This is a genomic window from Clostridiales bacterium FE2011 (assembly GCA_017569305.1).
Taxonomy (GTDB): domain Bacteria; phylum Bacillota; class Clostridia; order Christensenellales; family Aristaeellaceae; genus Aristaeella.
On the sequence record CP069418.1, the window covers coordinates 3,408,698 to 3,427,519 of the forward strand.

General features: G+C 53.9%; 20 protein-coding genes. 17 read left to right on the top strand and 3 right to left on the bottom strand.

Translation table 11 applies throughout. The annotated features are described in order from the left end of the window. Positions 1-34: 34 nt before the first annotated feature. Positions 35-1,762, top strand: a complete 1,728-nt coding sequence (locus JRC49_15260) for a VanW family protein (GenBank protein QTE71118.1) — start codon at positions 35-37, stop codon at positions 1,760-1,762. 63 nt (positions 1,763-1,825) lie between these two features. Here the strand turns inward: JRC49_15260 and fba are convergent, their stop codons facing one another. Next, positions 1,826-2,764: a class II fructose-1,6-bisphosphate aldolase gene (gene fba, locus JRC49_15265; GenBank protein QTE71119.1), complete on the bottom strand. Its 939-nt coding sequence runs from the start codon at positions 2,762-2,764 to the stop codon at positions 1,826-1,828. 300 nt (positions 2,765-3,064) lie between these two features. Between fba and JRC49_15270 the strand changes: the two genes are divergently transcribed. From JRC49_15270 to coaBC, 12 genes are read left to right on the top strand one after another with little or no spacing between them, the layout of a single operon-like run. Further along, positions 3,065-3,907, top strand: coding sequence for a sulfide/dihydroorotate dehydrogenase-like FAD/NAD-binding protein (locus JRC49_15270; protein ID QTE71120.1), 843 nt, complete (start codon positions 3,065-3,067; stop codon positions 3,905-3,907). Between the two features lies 1 nt (position 3,908). Further along, positions 3,909-5,291, top strand: a complete 1,383-nt coding sequence (gene gltA / locus JRC49_15275) for an NADPH-dependent glutamate synthase (GenBank protein ID QTE71121.1) — start codon at positions 3,909-3,911, stop codon at positions 5,289-5,291. A 22-nt stretch (positions 5,292-5,313) separates the two neighbouring features. After that, entirely contained in the window at positions 5,314-6,795 is a 1,482-nt protein-coding gene (locus JRC49_15280) for a DnaD domain protein (GenBank protein ID QTE71122.1), read from the top strand. Continuing rightward, complete coding sequence (locus JRC49_15285) at positions 6,788-7,768, top strand: ATP-binding protein (GenBank protein QTE71123.1); 981 nt, start codon at positions 6,788-6,790, stop codon at positions 7,766-7,768. Before JRC49_15280 ends, JRC49_15285 begins: the two co-directional genes overlap by 8 nt. Continuing rightward, on the top strand, positions 7,765-8,103 hold the full coding sequence (locus tag JRC49_15290; protein ID QTE71124.1) for an ArsC family transcriptional regulator: 339 nt from the start codon (positions 7,765-7,767) through the stop codon (positions 8,101-8,103). Before JRC49_15285 ends, JRC49_15290 begins: the two co-directional genes overlap by 4 nt. Positions 8,104-8,115: 12 nt before the next feature. Next, entirely contained in the window at positions 8,116-8,808 is a 693-nt protein-coding gene (locus JRC49_15295; GenBank protein QTE71125.1) for an anaerobic ribonucleoside-triphosphate reductase activating protein, read from the top strand. 41 nt (positions 8,809-8,849) lie between these two features. Beyond that, on the top strand, positions 8,850-9,998 hold the full coding sequence (gene nagA, locus JRC49_15300) for an N-acetylglucosamine-6-phosphate deacetylase (protein QTE71126.1): 1,149 nt from the start codon (positions 8,850-8,852) through the stop codon (positions 9,996-9,998). A 40-nt stretch (positions 9,999-10,038) separates the two neighbouring features. Further along, positions 10,039-10,911: a YicC family protein gene (locus tag JRC49_15305; GenBank protein QTE71127.1), complete on the top strand. Its 873-nt coding sequence runs from the start codon at positions 10,039-10,041 to the stop codon at positions 10,909-10,911. Positions 10,912-10,919: 8 nt separating this feature from the next. Continuing rightward, on the top strand, positions 10,920-11,177 hold the full coding sequence (locus JRC49_15310; GenBank protein ID QTE71128.1) for a DUF370 domain-containing protein: 258 nt from the start codon (positions 10,920-10,922) through the stop codon (positions 11,175-11,177). Then, positions 11,174-11,776 (top strand): guanylate kinase, encoded by a 603-nt coding sequence (gmk, locus tag JRC49_15315; GenBank protein ID QTE71129.1) that lies wholly within the window; start codon positions 11,174-11,176, stop codon positions 11,774-11,776. Before JRC49_15310 ends, gmk begins: the two co-directional genes overlap by 4 nt. A gap of 25 nt (positions 11,777-11,801) precedes the next feature. After that, a complete protein-coding gene (rpoZ, locus tag JRC49_15320; GenBank protein QTE71130.1) occupies positions 11,802-12,020 on the top strand; it encodes a DNA-directed RNA polymerase subunit omega in 219 nt (72 codons plus the stop codon). A 1-nt stretch (position 12,021) separates the two neighbouring features. Further along, entirely contained in the window at positions 12,022-13,221 is a 1,200-nt protein-coding gene (gene coaBC / locus JRC49_15325; protein ID QTE71131.1) for a bifunctional phosphopantothenoylcysteine decarboxylase/phosphopantothenate--cysteine ligase CoaBC, read from the top strand. 444 nt (positions 13,222-13,665) lie between these two features. On the opposite strand, the gene rsfS is transcribed toward coaBC, so the two are convergent. Together rsfS and yqeK are read right to left on the bottom strand one after the other, a co-directional pair. Then, complete coding sequence (gene rsfS / locus JRC49_15330; protein ID QTE71132.1) at positions 13,666-14,031, bottom strand: ribosome silencing factor; 366 nt, start codon at positions 14,029-14,031, stop codon at positions 13,666-13,668. 44 nt (positions 14,032-14,075) lie between these two features. Beyond that, positions 14,076-15,266: a bis(5'-nucleosyl)-tetraphosphatase (symmetrical) YqeK gene (yqeK, locus tag JRC49_15335; GenBank protein QTE71133.1), complete on the bottom strand. Its 1,191-nt coding sequence runs from the start codon at positions 15,264-15,266 to the stop codon at positions 14,076-14,078. Between the two features lie 163 nt (positions 15,267-15,429). Here yqeK and rpsT point away from each other — a divergent pair, with 163 nt between their 5' ends. The 4 genes from rpsT (at position 15,430) to JRC49_15355 (ending at position 18,722) form a co-directional block, all read left to right on the top strand. Further along, positions 15,430-15,693 (top strand): 30S ribosomal protein S20, encoded by a 264-nt coding sequence (gene rpsT, locus JRC49_15340; protein QTE71134.1) that lies wholly within the window; start codon positions 15,430-15,432, stop codon positions 15,691-15,693. 166 nt (positions 15,694-15,859) lie between these two features. Further along, on the top strand, positions 15,860-16,429 hold the full coding sequence (locus JRC49_15345; GenBank protein ID QTE71135.1) for a hypothetical protein: 570 nt from the start codon (positions 15,860-15,862) through the stop codon (positions 16,427-16,429). A gap of 31 nt (positions 16,430-16,460) precedes the next feature. Further along, positions 16,461-17,480: an SH3 domain-containing protein gene (locus tag JRC49_15350; protein ID QTE71136.1), complete on the top strand. Its 1,020-nt coding sequence runs from the start codon at positions 16,461-16,463 to the stop codon at positions 17,478-17,480. A gap of 144 nt (positions 17,481-17,624) precedes the next feature. Further along, positions 17,625-18,722, top strand: a complete 1,098-nt coding sequence (locus JRC49_15355) for a BMP family ABC transporter substrate-binding protein (protein QTE71137.1) — start codon at positions 17,625-17,627, stop codon at positions 18,720-18,722. The last annotated feature ends 100 nt before the right edge of the window (positions 18,723-18,822 follow it).

The following is an 18,822-nucleotide window of genomic DNA, read 5'->3' on the forward strand; positions in this document are numbered from 1 at the left end:
GATAAGCAAATAAATACAGAAAGGGGGCGGGCAGATGGCGAGGAAACGGAACGCAGACAATTCCACAGCAAACAGCGGCATTCCGCAGAGAGTGGAAGACGCGGCACGGAACATGATGAACCATTCTGCCGGCCCCAGCAGAGGATATGTTCCGCAGCGGAACCCACAGCCGCGGGATGGCTGGCAGCAGGTTCCGCCGGGATATTATCCCGGACAGATGCCGCCGCAGCAGAACAGCGCCTACTATACAGGGCAGCAGCAGCCCCTTAACGGCGGCCAGCGCGGATATATTGTTCCTGCCGGAAGCCAGGGCAAACAGAAAAAGCCCCGGAAAAAACATCCGGTCCTGCTGGCGATCTTCCTGATTCTATTAGCCGGAGGCATCGGAACAGGCGCTTATTTCTCGATCACGAGTCAGCTCAGGACGAGAAAAATCAACGACAAGGTGGAAGCCTACAACAACCTGTTCTGTCCCGGTGTTTACGTTGACGGTATACACCTGGGCGGCATGACGCCGGAGCAGGCCCTGAACTCGGTCAACAGCCAGATCCAGCAGCGGCATGACGCATGGAAGGTCCAGCTGACCTATAACGATCAGCAGGTGCTGGAAATCAACGCGGACATGATGGGCTTCAACGTTGATACGCAGAGCGTGCTGTACCAGGCCTGGGCCAAGGGACATACGGGAGACAACGAACAGCGGTATGCGGAAATGCTGCAGCTGGAGGAGACCCCTTATAACGACTATACAGCACAGCCGGACGGCAATACGCACGTGATTGACGAAAAGCTGATGCAGATCAAGGAAGCCATCGATAAACCCGCGGTGAACGCGGCGATGACACAGTTTGATCCGAACCAGGAATATCCTTTTGTATTCACGGATGAAGAATACGGACGGAACCTGGATATTGAGCCCATCCGGCAGAAGCTTTACCAGATGGTTTCCACCATGGAAAGCGGATCGGTTGAGCTGATCCCGGACGTGATTGCGCCGACAGTCTTCCGGTCTGACCTGATCATGAACTACAAGGTCCGGGGATACGCGACCACGGAAATCAGCAGGCATTCTGAAGAAAACCGGAACAACAATATCCGGCTCGCGTTTGACTACATCAACAGTTACGGATCCATGATCGAGCCAAACGGCACCTTCAGTTTCAACAAGGTGGTTGGTAAACGGACGCCGGAACGCGGCTTCTATCCCGCAACCGAATATGTGTACGGGGAACACGAAGAAGGATACGGCGGCGGCGTATGCCAGGCCAGCACAACGCTTTACCAGGCGGCCGTCAGGGCCGGAATGCAGATCCTGGAGCGCAGGCCCCATTCCGATTCTGTAACCTACACGGAGTATGGCAAGGACGCAACGGTTTACTGGTCCGAGTTCAGGGGCGGAAAGAAGATCGATTTCTCGTTCAGGAATACCTCTGACGCTCCGATCTATATTGTGGCCCATGTGAAAACCATCCCGGCCACAAAGAAGGAAAAGAAAAAGCTGATCTGCGAGGTTACCATCTACGGCAAGGATATGGGCAGCATCAGTTATGACATGGTCACAGTGGAAGAAGTGATCCCCTGCACGCTGAATCCCGTTCCTGTAGGAGACAGAGACCTTGTCGCCAAAGCGAAAGACGGATGCAATGTAGACTGCTACCTGGTGGAATACACGAACGGTGTGGAAACCAGCCGGAAAAAGATGTACCGTGACAGATACGAACCCAGGGCGGAAAGGTATTATGACCCGAGCGCCAAGAAATAAAGGAAGCATAAAAAGAAGCACGCTGGATTATCCAGCGTGCTTTTGTTTGTGCGAATCAATGCATCAGGCTTTGCCGTTGCAGCCGAGCACGTCAACGATCTTATGAGCGACCATGTCCTTGACGGCCTGACGGGCAGGCTTGAGGTACTGACGGGGATCGAAGTGATCCGGATGCTCCGCAAAGTACTTACGGATGACAGCAGTCATTGCCAGACGGATGTCGGAGTCAATGTTGATCTTGCAGACAGCGCTGCGGGCGGCCTGACGGAGCTGCTCTTCCGGAATGCCGATAGCACCGGGCATGTTTCCGCCGTACTTGTTGATCTCGGCAACGAATTCCTGCGGCACGGAAGAAGAACCGTGGAGCACGATCGGGAAGCCGGGCAGCTGCTTGGCGCACTCTTCAAGCACGTCGAACCGGAGCTGGGGCTTGGTGCCGGGCTTGAACTTGTAAGCGCCGTGGCTGGTACCGATGGCGATGGCCAGGGAGTCGCAGCCGGTGCGGGTCGCGAAGTCGACCACTTCTTCAGGATGGGTGTACATAGCCTTATCGGCATCGACGGAAACTTCATCCTCAACGCCGGCCAGGGTGCCGAGTTCAGCTTCAACAACCACGCCGTGGTCATGAGCATATTCGACAACCTTGCGGGTCAGGGCGATGTTCTCTTCATAGGGCTTGGAAGAGGCGTCGATCATGACGGAAGTGAAACCGCCGTCGATGCAGCTCTTACAGAGCTCGAAGCTGTCGCCGTGGTCCAGATGCAGAGCGATCGGGATTTCGGGGTTTTCAATCACAGCAGCCTCAACCAGCTTCACCAGGTAGGTGTGGTTGGCATAGGCGCGGGCGCCCTTAGAAACCTGCAGGATGACGGGAGCCTTCAGCTCGCCGGCGGCTTCAGTGATGCCCTGGATGATTTCCATGTTGTTGACGTTGAAAGCGCCGACAGCGTAGCCGCCGTCATAGGCCTTCTTAAACATTTCTGTAGTGGTTACGAGTGGCATAGACAGGAACCCTCCTTCGTCTTATTTCACAGGAGATTATAGCACAGAGCCACTTGAAAATAAAGCGATAGAGAAGAAAAAGTACATCCTGGAATGTATAAAAAATTCAGAATTCAGAATTCAGAATTCAGAATTAATGGTTTAAACCTATATTTTTGGAGCAAAAGTATGTTAAAAGCAGCATGTATTTTGTGTGGATGGGGAATACGGAAAGAATACGAAGGAAAGCCGAAAACAAGTTGATAAAGAAAAATGAAAAGAGTAAAATAGACTGCATCCATATATATCGGAGGGACAGTCATGTATCCTATTGTCAAAAAGCGCGTTCTGAACGAAACGGTAACCCTGATGGAGATCGAAGCTCCCCTGGTTGCCCGTAAAGCGATGCCCGGACAATTCATCATCTTCCGTATTGATGAGGAAGGGGAACGGGTCCCGCTGACCATTGCCGGATATGACCGGGAAAAGGGAACTGTAACGATTATATTCCAGAAAGTCGGCTATACGACTGAAAAGCTGGACAGCCTCAACGAAGGCGACAGCCTGCTGGATTTTGTGGGACCGCTGGGCGAGCCTACAAAGACCGAAGGCATTCACCGCTGCGCCGTAATCGGCGGCGGCCTGGGCGTGGCTATCGCATATCCGCAGGCCAAAGCGCTGCATGACGCCGGAGCGGAAGTGGATCTGATTGTCGGATTCCGGAACGAACACCTGATCATCCTGAAGGATGAACTGGAAGCCGCCTGCACGAACCTGATCATCATGACAGACGACGGCAGCAACGGCAACAAAGGCTTTGTGACACAGGCACTGCAGAAACAGCTGGATGCGGGCAGGAATTATGACACCGTCATTGCCATCGGACCGCTGCCGATGATGAAGGCTGTTTGCGACATGACAAGAGAACCCCGGATCAAGACTATCGTGAGCATGAACCCGATCATGATCGACGGAACGGGTATGTGCGGCGGATGCCGGCTGACTGTCGGCGGGGAAACAAAGTTCGCGTGCGTGGACGGCCCCGACTTTGACGGCCATCTGGTGGACTTTGACGAAGCGATGGCCCGGGGACGCATGTTCCGCCCCGAAGAGGCAAAGGCCAGGGAAAAACACATTTGCAGGCTGACAGGGGAGGAACGGTAAAATGGCTAACATGAGTCTTCAAAAACATCCCATGCCCGAGCAGGATCCTCAGGTCCGCGCCGGGAATTTTAAAGAGGTAGCCCTCGGATATACCGCTGATATCGCCGTGGAGGAAGCACAGCGCTGCCTGCACTGCAAGAACGCGCCCTGCGTTTCCGGATGCCCGGTGAATGTTCCGATTCCTGATTTCATTGAGAAAATCAAGGAAGGCGACTTCAACGGCGCCTACCAGGTGATCCGTTCCCAGAACGCGCTGCCGGCAATCTGCGGCCGTGTATGCCCGCAGGAATCCCAGTGCGAAAGCAAGTGTGTGCGCGGCATCAAGGGCGAGCCTGTCGGCATCGGCCGGCTGGAGAGATTCGCCGCGGATACCGCCATGGCCCAGGGCAAGGCTATGACAACGAAAGCAGCTCCCTGCGGAAAACGCGCCGCGATCATCGGCAGCGGCCCCGCAGGCCTGACCTGCGCGGGTGAACTGGCCAAGGCCGGCTGGGACGTGACGGTGTATGAAGCGCTTCATACCGCCGGCGGCGTGCTGATGTACGGCATCCCCGAGTTCCGTCTTCCCAAGGCACTGGTTGAACGGGAGATCAGCACCCTTAAGGAACTGGGCGTCAAGATTATTACGAACGCTGTGGCCGGCAAGGCCTTTACCGTAGACGAACTGCTGGAAGAAGGCAACGACGCTGTGTTTATCGGCAGCGGCGCGGGACTGCCGAACTTCCAGAAGATCCCCGGAGAAAGTCTGTGCGGCGTATACTCCGCCAACGAATTCCTGACCCGGCTGAACCTGATGAAGGCCTACACCTTCCCGGAGCACGACACTCCCGTGAAGATCGGCAAACATGTGGCGGTTGTCGGCGGCGGAAACGTGGCCATGGACGCGGCCCGCTGCGCAAAACGGCTGGGCGCTGAAGTTACGATTCTTTACCGCCGCAGCGAAGCTGAAATGCCTGCCCGTGCTGAAGAAGTACATCATGCCAAGGAAGAGGGCATCAACTTCCATATGCTGACCGCGCCTACTTCCATTGAAGGCGATGAGAACGGCTTTGTGAAGGCGATCCGCTGCATTGAAATGCAGCTGGGCGAGCCGGATGACCGCGGACGCCGCCGTCCGGTGCCGGTGGAAGGAAGCGAATATGAACTGCCCATGGAGACAGTGATTATCGCAATCGGCAACAGCCCCAACCCCCTGATTAAGAAAACCACGCCTGACCTGCCGACTGAACGGTGGGGAGGCATCCAGACCGATGAAAACGGCAGGACCGGCAAGAAGAACGTATATGCCGGCGGCGACGCCGTGACCGGTGCAGCAACAGTGATTCTGGCCATGGGTGCCGGCAAGAAGGCAGCCGCGGCCATCTTGGAGGATCACCCCTGCTGAAAAGACAGGAAGGAAAACATTCATGTTCGGGTTTGATGAACGGTACGCCATGTTTGACATTACCCCGGTGGAAAACCAGTTTATCCTGGAATACCTGCCGGAAGCCAAGGGAGACTACGTCAAGGTCTACCTGTACGGTCTTATGCGCTGCTATCATCCCGAAGACGATATGAGCCTGGCACGGATGTGCCATGAGCTGAACATGACGGAAGAGGACGTGACGGCGGCTTTCCGGTACTGGGAAAGACGCCGCCTCGTCCGCCGTATCAGCGACAATCCGCCGCAATGGCAGTATATCAATATCAAACAGAAAAACCTGGTTTCAGACGATGACAGCGATCCTGAATACGAAGATTTCAGCAACGCTGTCTATGAAGCCTTTGATAAAGTCAGGCGCCTGCACGGAAGTGAGCTGAGCGCCTGTTTTGAGTGGCATGAAGGACTGAAGCTTCCCACGGAAGTGATCATCATGCTGCTTAACCATATGGTGGAACTCAAAGGGAAAAACTTCCGCATCAGCGAAGCTGAAAAAGTAGCTGTGCAGATGGCGGGAGAGAATATCCAGTCCGTAGAAGCGGCAGAGGAGTTTTTCTCCCGGGACGGACAGGCCTATACCGGTATCCGCAAGATCCTGAAGAAGATGGGGAAACGGTACCTGCCCTCCGAAGCGCAGGTAAGCCTGTACCGCAAATGGACAAAGGACTGGGGATTCAGTCCCGAAGCCATCGAAGCCGCGCTGGAGCTGACGGCCAAGGGAGATCCGAGCCTGGGATACCTGGACGGAATCCTGAACAGTTTACGGCAGGAGAATCCCGACGCGGGAGAAATGACCGCCGATAACGTACGAGACTCCGCAAAACGCACAGAAGGACTGCGGGAAGTGCTGAAAGAACTGGGCAAGGGTGACGTCAATGCCCGAAACCTGCAGCTGTACGGGGAGATGGCGGAACTGTATCCGCAGGAAGTCATCCTGACTGCTGCCAGGGAATGCGGACACAACGGGAAGGATACAGGCGAAGTACTCAAACTCCTGCAGGCCTGGAAGGAAAAAGGACTCAGCACACCGAAAGAAGTGAAGGCCTATGTTCAATCCTTCCATGACCAGACAGCGCTGATCCGGGAACTGCGGAAAATCTGGGGCACAGATGAAAACCGTATCGGCAAAACAGACCGCAGTCTGCTCTCCAAATGGGAGAACGAGATGGGATTCGGCCGGGAGATGATCCTGGCTGCGGCGGTATATGCCGCTGAAGCAAAACAGCCGATGGCGTACCTTGATAAGATCCTTACCGATTACAAGGATAAGGGAATCCGGACGCCGGAAGAGGCGAAACAGGATCATCAAGGCAGAAAGGGAACCAATGCTTCCCGAAGCGGAAAAGTGCTTCCGGCCCAGGATTTTGCCCAACGGGACTATTCCTGCGTACAGGATGAAATGATGAAGTCCCTGGCCAAGGAAATGGAAGCCTTTAAGCACGAAAACGGAGGAAAATCCGATGCGTGAAGATCTGCTGACCGAACTGGAAAATGAATATGCCCAGCTGCGTGCAGACAACGAGCGGACAGAAGAAATGCGGAAAGAAAAGATCCGCATGGAACAGCCGCGCATATATGAACTGACCAAAGAGCGGGAAAACATTGTTTTCGGCACGCTTCGGAATATTGTAAACGGAACTGCTCCTAAAGCAGACGATCTTCCGGAACGGATGGAGAAGCTGAATGAGCAGATCCGGACGCTGCTGACTGAAAACGGATATCCTGCCGATTACCTTGCGCCGGTATACCACTGCCCGATCTGTAAAGATACCGGCAGGACCGGCGATACAATCAAAGAACCCTGTGAATGCCTGAAGAAAGCATACCAGCAGAAGCTGCGGAAAAAGATCGGCCTGAGCGGCACGCACGCCGAGACATTCGAAACCTTTGACGCCTCCGTTTTCCCGGATGAAAAGATCCCGGGACTGGACTTCACCCAGCGGGAAATGATGCAGTTGTACAAGACAGTCTGCGAAAAATGGGCGAATGAATATCCTGAAGCAGAATACCGTGACCTGCTGCTGACCGGCAGCACGGGACTGGGGAAAACCTTCCTTCTGCGGGCTATGGCAGAGCGGCTGATTGAACGGGATATCAATGTACTGATTATCAGCGCCTATAAAATGCTGGAGATTCTCCGCAAGCACTATTTCGAGAACGACGACAGCGCGGACGAACTGCTGGACGCGCAGGTGCTGATGATTGATGACCTGGGCAGTGAACCGCTGATGCAGAACGTGACCGTGGAACAGCTGTTCAACCTGCTGAACGAGCGGCAGAACAGGAACCTGTCCACCGTTATTTCCACCAACCTGGAAATGGCCAAATTCCGCGAAAGGTATACAGAGCGCATTGCTTCCAGACTGCGGGACAGCCGCAGCTGCAAAGTGATCAGCCTACTGGGTAAGGACATCCGTACCGGAGGGAACCTGAAAGCATGAACATCCAGATTTACTGCGGAAAGAAGAACTTTGACGCCCAGAAAGCGGAACGGTATTTCAAGGAAAGACGGATTCCGTTCCAGGCGCTGGACCTGAAAAAGCACAAGCTGGGTGAGCGGGAAATCCGTATGATGATCTCCGCCATCGGCATTGAAAAGCTGATAGACAGGGACGACAAAAAGGTAAAAGAACATCCCGCCTGCTACTATGACCGGGAGGACCTGCTTATCCCCGCAATCCAGGAGAATCCCTGGCTGATCCGGGTACCCATTGTACGGAACGGCAACAAGATGACGATCGGATACCAGCCGGATATCTGGGCACAATGGGAATAAGGAGAACCGACAATGAAGATTCATGGACTTCAGAAAATGACGCTGCTGGATTATCCCGGCAGGGTTGCATGTACTGTATTTTTCGGGGGCTGCGAAATGCGCTGCCCTTTTTGCCATAATGCGGAACTTCTGGACGGCAGCGCTCCGTCCGTGATGACGGACGAGGAGCTGATTGCCTTCCTGGAAAAGCGGAAGGGGCTGCTGGACGGCGTTGCCTTTACCGGAGGTGAACCGCTGCTGCAGAAAGACCTGCCGGACCTGGCCAGGAGGATCCGGGATCTTGGATATGACGTGAAGCTGGACACCAACGGCATGCATCCTGACCGGCTTGAAAAGATGCTGCAGGAAGGCGCAGTACAATACGTGGCGATGGACATCAAGAACGATCCGGAACGCTACGCCATGACCGCCGGACTGGCAGAGCTGGATCTTACTCCCATAAAGGAAAGTATCTCCCTGCTGATGAACAGCGGAAAAGAATATGAATTCCGGACCACAGTGGTTGCTGAACTGCATGACGACGACAGCTTCAAAGGCATCGGACAATGGATTAAAGGCGCGAAACGCTATTATCTCCAGAAGTTCACCGACCGGGACACCGTGCCCTTTGAAGGACTGCACGCACCGACAAAGGAACAGATGGAACACTGGGCTGATATTGTAAGACCCTGCATTCCCACAGTTGAACTGCGGGGTGTGGATTAATAAAATGACCTTCAGGAGAAGGGAAAGGAAAACAAGGAACCATGCTTATTGAAAACGGCATTGTCTTTACAGGAAAAGACTTTGAAGAAGGACTCAGCATCCGGCTGATGAACGGCATTGTGCAGGAAGTCGGAGAGGGACTGCGGGCGGAAGCCGGGGAGAAAGTGATTGACCTGGAAGGGGATTACCTGCTGCCCGGATTTGTGGACGTCCATATTCACGCCTTCCGGGGCAGCGATACCATGCGGGGCGAGACAGACATCCGGCGGATGAGCCGGGAACTGGCCGGAGCCGGCACAGGCGCGTTCTGCCCGACAACCATGAGTGCTTCCATTGAAGATACCGCGAAGGCGATCGCGGACGCCCGAAAGGTTACTGAACAGCCGGAAAGAAACGGGGCCAGGGTGCTTGGCGTTCACATGGAAGCACCCTTCCTGAGCGAAAAGCACGCCGGCGCACAGAAGCAGGAATACTTCTGCGACCCGGACTGGGAGAAACTGCTGAATATGGCTGAAGACCCCTCCCTGGTACGGCTGATCACAATGGCGCCGGAGCGCGAGGGCAGCGAAGCATTTATCCGCAGGGCGACAGCCGCGGGCATTCATGTTTCCATCGGCCATACGCACGCAACCGCGGAACAGGTTCACCAGGCCGCAGACTGGGGTGCTGATCATATTACCCATACATTTAACGCCCAGACACCGCTGCATCACCGCGAACCGGGTGTTCCCGGCGCATCCATGACAGACGACCGATTATACTGCGAAATGATCTGCGACGGCAAGCACCTGCATGACGATATCGTCCGGCTGATCATCGTCTGCAAGGGCGCCGACAAGGCTGTGGCCATTACGGACGCCATGGAAGCGGCCGGAATGCCGGACGGCGAATACAGCCTGGGCGGACAGCCCGTATTTGTGAAAGACGGCGCAGCACGGCTGGAGAACGGAACGCTGGCAGGCTCCGTGCTGACGATGAATGAAGCGCTGCACAACCTGATCCACCGTTACGGAGCGGATCCCGTTTCCGCCTGCAAAATGTGCACTTCCACACCGGCACAGTCCATCGGGGAAAGCGTCGCAGGACATATGGTGCCCGGAAGCCCCGCCATCCTGACCAGGTGGTCCAGGAAATGGGAAATGAAGAGCGTTATTACCGATACGGCGGAAAGTTGCCAAGCTGACAGGTGAATGATATAATTCCTACCATGTAAGGAGAGGTGACGAAGACATGCACAGTATGACCGGATGCGGGAGCGGAAAGGTTCAGCAGGACGGATGGGAAGTAACCATTGACCTCAAAACCGTAAACCACCGTTTCCTGGATATCGGTATGAGACTGCCGCGGAACCTGAACTTCCTGGAACAGACGATCCGGGACTGCATCGGGAAACGCATCCTGCGCGGACATGTGGACGTATTTCTGACGGTGAAACGGACAGATTCCTCCGCAACAACGGTTGAGTGTGATCCGGAACTGGCAGGACGTTACCTGGAAGCAGCGAAGCTGCTGGCCGGGCAGACAGGCATTGAGAACGACATGACCATCAGCCGGCTCATGAAAATGGAAGGCGTACTGACACTGAATGAGCAGGAAATGGATGAAGATACGGTGAGCCGGATCTGCGCGGAAGCCGCCGATATTGCAGCCGAACAGCTGGTACAGATGCGGGCGCGGGAAGGTGAGCACCTGAAGGAAGACCTGAAGGCTCACCTGGACGCCGCCGAAAAACTCCGGAATGCCATCCTGGAGCGCGCTCCGATGGTTGTTACCGAATACCGGGAGAAACTTGAAAACCGGCTGAAAAGCCTGCTGACCGAGGCCATTGAGCCACAGCGAATCGCCCAGGAAGTTGCCATTATGGCTGACCGGTGCGCGATCGACGAAGAGCTTGCCAGGCTGGACAGCCATATCCGTCAGATGCGGAAATATCTGGAAAGCAGCGGTGAAACAGGAAAGAAAATGGATTTCCTGATCCAGGAAATGAACCGCGAAACCAATACCATCGGCTCCAAAGCCTCCGACACGGTCATCGCTCAGCATGTGGTTGACCTGAAGAGCGAGATTGAGAAGCTGAGGGAACAGATACAGAACGTGGAGTGACGGGCAAAATGAAACTGGTGAACATCGGATATGGAAACATGCTGGCGACAGAACGCCTGGTAGCTGTAGTGTCCCCGGAGGCGGCACCGATCCGCCGGATGATCCAGGACGCAAGGGACAGCGGCAGGGTTATAGACGCCACATGCGGACACAAGACCAGAGCTGTTATTGTTACAGATTCAGAACATGTTGTTCTTTCACCGCTGATGCCGGAAACGGTAGCAGCCCGCATTGATGAACGCAAAGGGATGGAGGAAGACGCATGAAAGAAACAAGGAAAGGCATGCTGCTGGTGATTTCCGGTCCTTCCGGAGCCGGTAAAGGGACACTGGTGGCCAAACTGCTCGAAAAAGATCCCTCATTCTGTTTTTCCGTGAGCGTCACCACAAGGGGACGACGGGAAAATGAGATTGAAGATGTTCATTACCACTTTATTTCTGACGAGGAATATGATAAACTGCTTGCCGAGGACGCGTTTATCGAACACGCAAGCGTCCATGGTCACCGGTACGGCACGCTGAAAAGCGAGGTCTATGACCGGATGGAAAAAGGACAGAACGTGCTGCTGGATATTGATCCGCAAGGCGCACGGGAAGTCATGAGCAAGGAAAAGGACTGCGTCAGCGTGTTCATTCTTCCGCCGAGCTATCATGACCTGAGGGTGCGGCTCCATACCCGCAACACAGAGAATGAAGAGGAGATCCAGCGGAGACTGAACAACGCCAGAGGAGAAATCCGCCAGGCAGACCGCTACCGTTACCTCATTGTGAACGACAACCTGGAGCTGGCTTTTGAACAGCTGGCAGCTATTGTCCGGGCTGAGAAACAGAACACAGTGCGGTATTTCCCAGAGATTGAGGAATAACCTGTAAACCTGAGGAGGAAATGAAATGTCTATTGTTGATCCGAGCGTACTTGAACTGCTGAACCACGCAGAAAGCCGTTACACCCTGGTTGTTGAAGCCAGCAAGCGCGGCCGCGAGATCGTGAACGGCGCACTGCCGATGATCGATGCGGAAGGCATGAAACCGCTGAAAATCGCTGTTGAAGAGATTAACCGCGGACTGCTGACCTACGACAACCCGACGGAGCAGGAGGAGCAGAACTGATATGGATCTGACCGGCAGGGAGATCGTGCTGGGAGTGACGGGAGGCATCGCCGCGTATAAAAGCGCAGAGGTTGTCTCCCGTTTGCGTCATATGGGTGCGAATGTACATGTAATCATGACAAAGAACGCGACGGAATTTGTTTCGCCGCTTACTTTTCAGACGCTTTCTGCCAACCAGGTTGTCACAGATACCTTCCAGGCACCTGAATACTGGAATGTTGAACATGTGGCCCTGGCCAAACGGGCAGAGATCTTTGTGATCGCCCCAGCAACGGCAAACATCATGGCCAAGATGGCCTGCGGAATAGCGGACGATATGCTTTCCACCACGGTGCTTGCCACTAAGGCACCGGTGCTTGTTGCACCCGCAATGAACACAGGTATGTGGACAGCTGCCGCCACACAGGCGAACCTGAAAACACTGCAGGAACGGGGAATACAGTTTGTCGGTCCTGACAGCGGCATCCTGGCCTGCGGTGACGAAGGCGCAGGACGAATGAGTGAGCCGGAAACGATCGTTGCAGCGATCTGCGACAGGCTGAATGCGCGCAGCGACCTGGCCGGGAAGAAAGTCCTGGTAACCGCGGGCGCCACCCGGGAAAGACTGGATCCGGTGCGCTACATGACCAATGATTCCAGCGGAAAAATGGGCTTCGCCATCGCGGAAGCCGCCAGGGTACGGGGAGCAGAAGTGACCGCGGTATACGGAAACGTCACCGCCCAGGTGCCGGCAGGCATCCGCCGTATTCAGATTGAATCCGCCCAGGAACTGTATGACGTGATGATGCGCGAAGCACCGGAACAGGATATCATTATCCAGGCGGCTGCGGTATGCGACTACCGGTTTGAAAAAACCGCGACGAGCAAGATCAAGAAGGCTGAGGGCGAGGCACTAACGCTGACGCTGACTGAGAATCCCGACGTGGCAAAGGCTGTCGGCGCGATCAAAAAGAAAGGCCAGACACTGGTCGGGTTCGCCGCGGAAACAGACAATGTGAAGAAGAACGCGGTGGATAAACTGAAGAAAAAGAACCTGGACATGATCGTGGCAAATGACGTGACGAAACCTGGAGCAGGATTTAATGTGGACACGAATATTGCGGCGATCATAACGAAAGATGGCATTGAAGATTTACCGTTGCAGAGTAAAAGGGAACTAGCTGATAAGATCCTGGATAAAATAATTGAGGTGAGGAAATAAACGAAAACTGAAAACTTAATACTTAAAACTTAAAAATGGTAGATAAAACTCTTCCAGAAATCTGGAAGAGTTTTTTAGTATTTAAATTATCATTAACGAAGGCACGCCTTCGCTAATGAATGATATGTTGCTTCGCAACATGATATATCGGCTTCATGCCGATATGATAGATAAATCGGGGACACTAACGTGTATCCGATTTATATGATATTTTTTGCTGCGCAAAAAGTGATTATAGTGTTTATCTCCTATGTATTTAATTGATAATGAAAGATTAGCGCTGCGATAATGAAATATTTGCCTCTGGCAAATGTGAAATGTGCTTCGCACATGAAATATCGGCCAACGGCCGATGTGAAATATTCGTCTCCGACGAATGTGAAAGTTACTGTTTGCTTTGCAAACGAAAAACAGCTTCCAAAGGAAGCTGTTTGATATGATTTGTTAATCCTTGACTGTTTGGTCGAAGGGCAATTCAAGGGAGTTGGTGCCGTCATTCCAGAGACGATCAAGACCATAGAAAGCGCGGTCATCGCGGTGGAAGAGATGTACGATAATATGACCATAATCCAGGATGATCCAGCGGCCCTCACGACGGCCCTCAGAACGCCTGAGATCAATGCCTTCCTTTGCCATGAGTTCATCCACGGAATCCGCAAGGGCAGAAACCTGGCTGGCGGTACGACCGGAAGCGATCACCATATGATCGCAAAGCACGGTGAGGCGGGAAACATTCAGGGCGACAATATCCTGGGACTTACGGTCATAGAGCAGACGGGCAATACGGAGTACGGTTTCCTGATCCTGCATTGTGTATCCTCCAATATAAAATATTCGTTACCGCAGGAGCGGCATCAATCCTTTACAGCCGGAAGCGTACGAAGCCAGCTTATGGTATCGACAGTACGCGGATAAAGGTACCAGCCACGGGAAAGGACATGCTCCACGGTGCCCTCAAGAGAGAGCAAAAGCGCTTTTTCCAGCGAAGTCTCTGAGAGGGTACGAACCTCATCCAGCAGAGGGAAAGGATCGCGAAGCGGTTCCATGAAGTCAGCCAGACAGACGCACATGGCGAGGCGGGACATACCGGGATAACCGGTATTATGGAAGCGGATGGCCTCGAGCACTTCCGGATCGGTCATGCCATAGAGCTGTTCTGCCAGGCAGGCACCAGCCAGGGAATGGAGCAGCGCATCACTGGAAAGGACTCCGGGATCATCTGTGAGATGATTCTCTTTGGCGATACGCTGCATATCCTTTAAAGGAAGACATTTGGCGCAGTCGTGCAGCAGACCGGCCTGCTCAGCCTTCAGCGGGTTTTCACCATATCGGGCGGCAAGACGGGCGGAAGTCCGGGCTACGCTCAGGGAATGGGCAAAACGCTTCGGCTTCAGCGCTGAGAAAAGATTGTCCATCCAGAAATCGATCTTGTCAAGCCTTCCGGGACAGCCATAGAGCCCCTTACACTGACAATACTCCTGCACAGCTGGGTTCAGATCCGCTGAATCCATACCGGTAGAGAGTGCCGAACGGATACAGGAAGAAGAAACCTCCACAGGACTGAAAGGAAGAAAGCGAACGCGTCCGCCCATGGCTTTCAGCCGGTCGATTTCCTCCCGGCAGGAAGCTTTCACATCTTTTTCCCTGGGAATGACCAGAAAAGAACAAAGCCTGAAAACTTCCTCTATATTAACCCAATGATGAAGGGTCATCAGCGTATCAGAACCAATGACATAGAACAGATCCGCGTCGGGATACTCCTTCCGCACAGTCTTCAGGGTGTCAACGGCATAAGTAGTGCCGGGACGGTCCATCTCCAGACGGGAAGGAACCAGGCGCTTATCCTTTGAACAGGCGGCGACCAGCATTTTCCACCGGTCTTCCGCCGGGGCAATACAGGATTTATGGCCGGGAGTGCCACAGGGAACAACCAGCAGGCGATCCACATATGCAGCATCAAGCACACTGAGCGCTGCCGCAATATGACCACGGTGAACCGGATCAAAACTGCCGCCCAGAATGCCGATACGCTCTTTTTTTGCCAAAGCAAAGAACCTCCTGATTTCTGTTAGTGATATTATAAACGAAAAGAAACATATAGGGAAGACACTTTCAAATTTCTTTTTTGAAAAGCTTGCTTTTTCACGGCCGTCGTGATATTATTGCATGCGATGGTTTTTTAAGGATCCTAAGGGGAGGTGAACCGAGTTGCCGAATATCCAGTCCGCAAAGAAGCGCGTTAAGGTCAGCGAGAAGAAGAATCTTCGCAACCGCATCGTAAAGAGCGAGATGCGTACTTCCATCCGGAAGTTTGACGCCGCTGTTGCCGCTGACGCGCAGAACGCCAATGAGCAGCTGTCCGCGACTTCCGCAGTGATCGATAAGGCCGCGTCCAAGGGCGTTATTCATAAGAATGCCGCCAATCGGAAAAAGGCCCGTCTGGCCAAGCAGTTGACCAAGGCCGCCAACTAAGCAGAATCGCGTGTGATAAACTCCCTTCCAAAGTATGGAAGGGGTTTTTCCGTATTCGGGAAGAAAATCGAAATGTGTTTCGTCTTTATAGTTGAATCCCTTATGAGAGAGGAAGTGTGAGGACTTGAGCAGAGTAAGATTCTTATTCCTTATTACCTTGATTGCAATGCTGGCCGTATGTTCTGTCAGCGTGAAAGCGGAAACAGCTTCCGAAGGAACCGAAGAGCAGGGACTCGATGAGATCCAGGCCCTGATTGAGATGTCCGATGTGAAAGACACGGAGGGCATGAGCCTTGAAGAGATGACCGACGCCTTTGCAGACACCTCCATGTGCGAATACATGGACAGCGTGACAGGCTTCAGCATGCAGTACCCGGCAGTCTTCCAGTTCGGCGAAGGCCAGGGAGGACTCACCGCGGTATCAGCTGACGGAAAAGCAACGCTTTCCATTGAAAACATGGCACACGAAGGAAGCCTGACCAAGGAAATCCTGATGGAGGCCATCAAGCTGGAAGTACCGAACTTTGACGCCAACGGCGCTGAGGTCAACAACTGCCTGCGCGTGACAAGAAAAGAAAACCAGGATACAATGATACAGACAGACCTGTATTACCTGACTGAAAAGAGTTTACACCATATCATCCTCCGTTATCCGTCGGACCAGGAAGAAACCTATTCTTCCTACATTGATTATATGATCAATACGATGGAAACGAATGATTCGGAACTTGGTTAAGACCATTTTCTATACGGAAGGAACGAAAGATATGATGAAACGTAAACACAGCGCAATTATCCTGATGGTGCTGATCCTGGCAGCCGTTTCCGTACTGCCGGTGAGCGGCGCAATGGCGGATACCGGTACGGTCAAGGGCGGATGGCTGATCCTCCGCGCTGAACCGTCCTTTACGGGCGCGATCAGGGCCAGCTATCCCAGCGGCACCGTGGTGACCATTACCGGACAGGTCGGATCCTGGTACGCGGTTACCGCACCGGACGGACTGAGCGGATATATGCTCGGAGATTACCTCCAGGTTGGCGGCACCAGCAGCCCCGCAACCGGAACCTTTATTGATTCCACTGCATACGTGACCAGCGCAAACGGACTGAACGTCCGGATGAGAAGCGGCCCCGGAAAGGGATATTCCGTGATCGCTTCCTATGTACCCGGCACCAAGTGCACCATTATTTCCCCCGGCAACAACTGGTGCAGAATCCAGGTGGGCACGCTGACCGGCTATATGATGACCCAGTTCCTGACCGGCACAGCCGTCACCCCTGCCATCACCCCGGTTCCGGTCAATCCCGTACCCTCCGGAAGTGAGTACACGGTTTACGTGACCAGCCGGAACGGCAACGGCGTGAACCTGCGGTCCGGTCCGTCCAAGTCCTATACCAGTATCGGATTCTACAGCGTGGGTACCCAGGCGACCATGATTACCAAGGGCAGTACCTGGAGCTATATCCGCGTGGGCAACCGGTACGGCTATATGATGACCGAATTCCTGACGGAAAGCCAGAACGTGACTCCCGTGCCTTCCTATACAGGAGCGTATGTGGTGAGCGCGAACGGCAGGAACGTGAACCTGCGGTCCGCTCCGTCCACACAGAGCACGATCATCCGCTCCTATAAGCCCGGCACTCCGCTGACGATCATTACCCGGGGCGTGGACTGGTGCTTCGTGCTGATTGACGGCAACTACGGATACATGATGAAGCAGTTCATCTACGACGGCTATACACCGGCTACAATGACCGACCTGTATCCTTACGGCGGGATCCTGTGACATATTACAAAACCTTTTCACAGTTTTTACGAAAACAAAATGAAAACAAAATTACCGGTACACTCTTTCCAAGTGTACCGGTTTTTGTTATAATTGGTACAAATGAACGGCATATGCCGACAATCAGAAAGGGGTAATTTTCCTATGAAAAAGCTTTTTGCTCTGCTGCTTGCCGCAGTAATGATGATGAGCATGGTGTCCTTTGCTTCCGCTGAAAGCGAAAGCAGCATGCGTGTCGCCATGATTACCGACTACGGTGACATTACCGACCAGTCCTTCAACCAGACCACCTATGAAGCCTGCAAGCAGTTCTGCGAAACTGCCGGCCTCGACTTCCAGTATTACAAGCCCGCTTCCGACTCCGATGAAGACCGTATCTCCTCCATTGAGAAGGCGATCGACGACGGCTTCACCGTGATCGTGATGCCCGGTTACGCTTTCGGACCCGCCATCCAGAAAGTGGCTCCCGAATACAGCGACATCACCTTTATCGCCCTGGACGTTGGTGAAGGCGACATCGGCGATCTGGCCGCTGACGTTCCTGCCAACCTGTACTGCGCTGTGTACCAGGAAGAGCTGTGCGGCTACATGGCCGGTTACGCTGCTGTGAAGCTGGGCTACAAGAAGCTGGGCTTCCTGGGCGGCATGGCGGTTCCCGCTGTTGTCCGTTACGGCTACGGTTTCGTGCAGGGCGCTGACGCCGCTGCTGTTGAACTGGGCGCTGAAGACGTTGAAATCAAGTATGTGTATGGCAACCAGTTCTATGGCGACGCCGACATCACCGCTTACATGGATACCTGGTATGCCAACGGCACTGAAATCGTGTTCGCCTGCGGCGGCGGTATCTTCACCTCTGCCGGTGAAGCTGCCCAGAAGGTTGGCGGCAAGGTCATCGGCGTTGACGTTGACCAGAAGGGCACCATCGACAGCATGTACGGCGACGGCATCACCGTGACTTCCGCCATGAAGGGCCTGGCTGCCACCGTTTACACCGAGCTGGCTTCCATCCTGAACGGCGAATTCGCCGGCGGCAAGATCGAGAACCTGGGCCTGGTTTCCGACACTCCCGAAGATAACTTCGTGCAGATCGCTCCTTCCACCCAGTTTGCGGATGGCTTCACTGCTGAAGACTACGCCGCCCTGGTCGCGAAGATGAACGCCGGAGAGATCACCGTGTCCAACTCCATCGAAGCCGAACCCACCACCACGATCAAAGTTGAATACCTGGGCAACATCAAGTAATCAGTTCATGATTGCCGGGGATGCGCCGCATCCCCGGTTTTTGACATAAGCCCCTGTTCCGCAATATCGAACAGGGGCTTGTGTCAGAAAGGCGAAGAAG

Coding starts and splice junctions, on each gene's coding strand:
- nagA (QTE71126.1), top strand. CDS start 8,850: ATGCTTATTGAAAACGGCATTGTCTTTACAGGAAAAGACTTTGAAGAA.
- JRC49_15310 (QTE71128.1), top strand. CDS start 10,920: ATGAAACTGGTGAACATCGGATATGGAAACATGCTGGCGACAGAACGC.
- coaBC (QTE71131.1), top strand. CDS start 12,022: ATGGATCTGACCGGCAGGGAGATCGTGCTGGGAGTGACGGGAGGCATC.
- rsfS (QTE71132.1), bottom strand. CDS start 14,031: ATGCAGGATCAGGAAACCGTACTCCGTATTGCCCGTCTGCTCTATGAC.
- JRC49_15305 (QTE71127.1), top strand. CDS start 10,039: ATGCACAGTATGACCGGATGCGGGAGCGGAAAGGTTCAGCAGGACGGA.
- fba (QTE71119.1), bottom strand. CDS start 2,764: ATGCCACTCGTAACCACTACAGAAATGTTTAAGAAGGCCTATGACGGC.
- JRC49_15280 (QTE71122.1), top strand. CDS start 5,314: ATGTTCGGGTTTGATGAACGGTACGCCATGTTTGACATTACCCCGGTG.
- JRC49_15355 (QTE71137.1), top strand. CDS start 17,625: ATGAAAAAGCTTTTTGCTCTGCTGCTTGCCGCAGTAATGATGATGAGC.
- JRC49_15345 (QTE71135.1), top strand. CDS start 15,860: ATGCTGGCCGTATGTTCTGTCAGCGTGAAAGCGGAAACAGCTTCCGAA.
- JRC49_15290 (QTE71124.1), top strand. CDS start 7,765: ATGAACATCCAGATTTACTGCGGAAAGAAGAACTTTGACGCCCAGAAA.
- rpoZ (QTE71130.1), top strand. CDS start 11,802: ATGTCTATTGTTGATCCGAGCGTACTTGAACTGCTGAACCACGCAGAA.
- JRC49_15285 (QTE71123.1), top strand. CDS start 6,788: ATGCGTGAAGATCTGCTGACCGAACTGGAAAATGAATATGCCCAGCTG.
- JRC49_15350 (QTE71136.1), top strand. CDS start 16,461: ATGATGAAACGTAAACACAGCGCAATTATCCTGATGGTGCTGATCCTG.
- gltA (QTE71121.1), top strand. CDS start 3,909: ATGGCTAACATGAGTCTTCAAAAACATCCCATGCCCGAGCAGGATCCT.
- JRC49_15295 (QTE71125.1), top strand. CDS start 8,116: ATGAAGATTCATGGACTTCAGAAAATGACGCTGCTGGATTATCCCGGC.
- gmk (QTE71129.1), top strand. CDS start 11,174: ATGAAAGAAACAAGGAAAGGCATGCTGCTGGTGATTTCCGGTCCTTCC.
- JRC49_15260 (QTE71118.1), top strand. CDS start 35: ATGGCGAGGAAACGGAACGCAGACAATTCCACAGCAAACAGCGGCATT.
- JRC49_15270 (QTE71120.1), top strand. CDS start 3,065: ATGTATCCTATTGTCAAAAAGCGCGTTCTGAACGAAACGGTAACCCTG.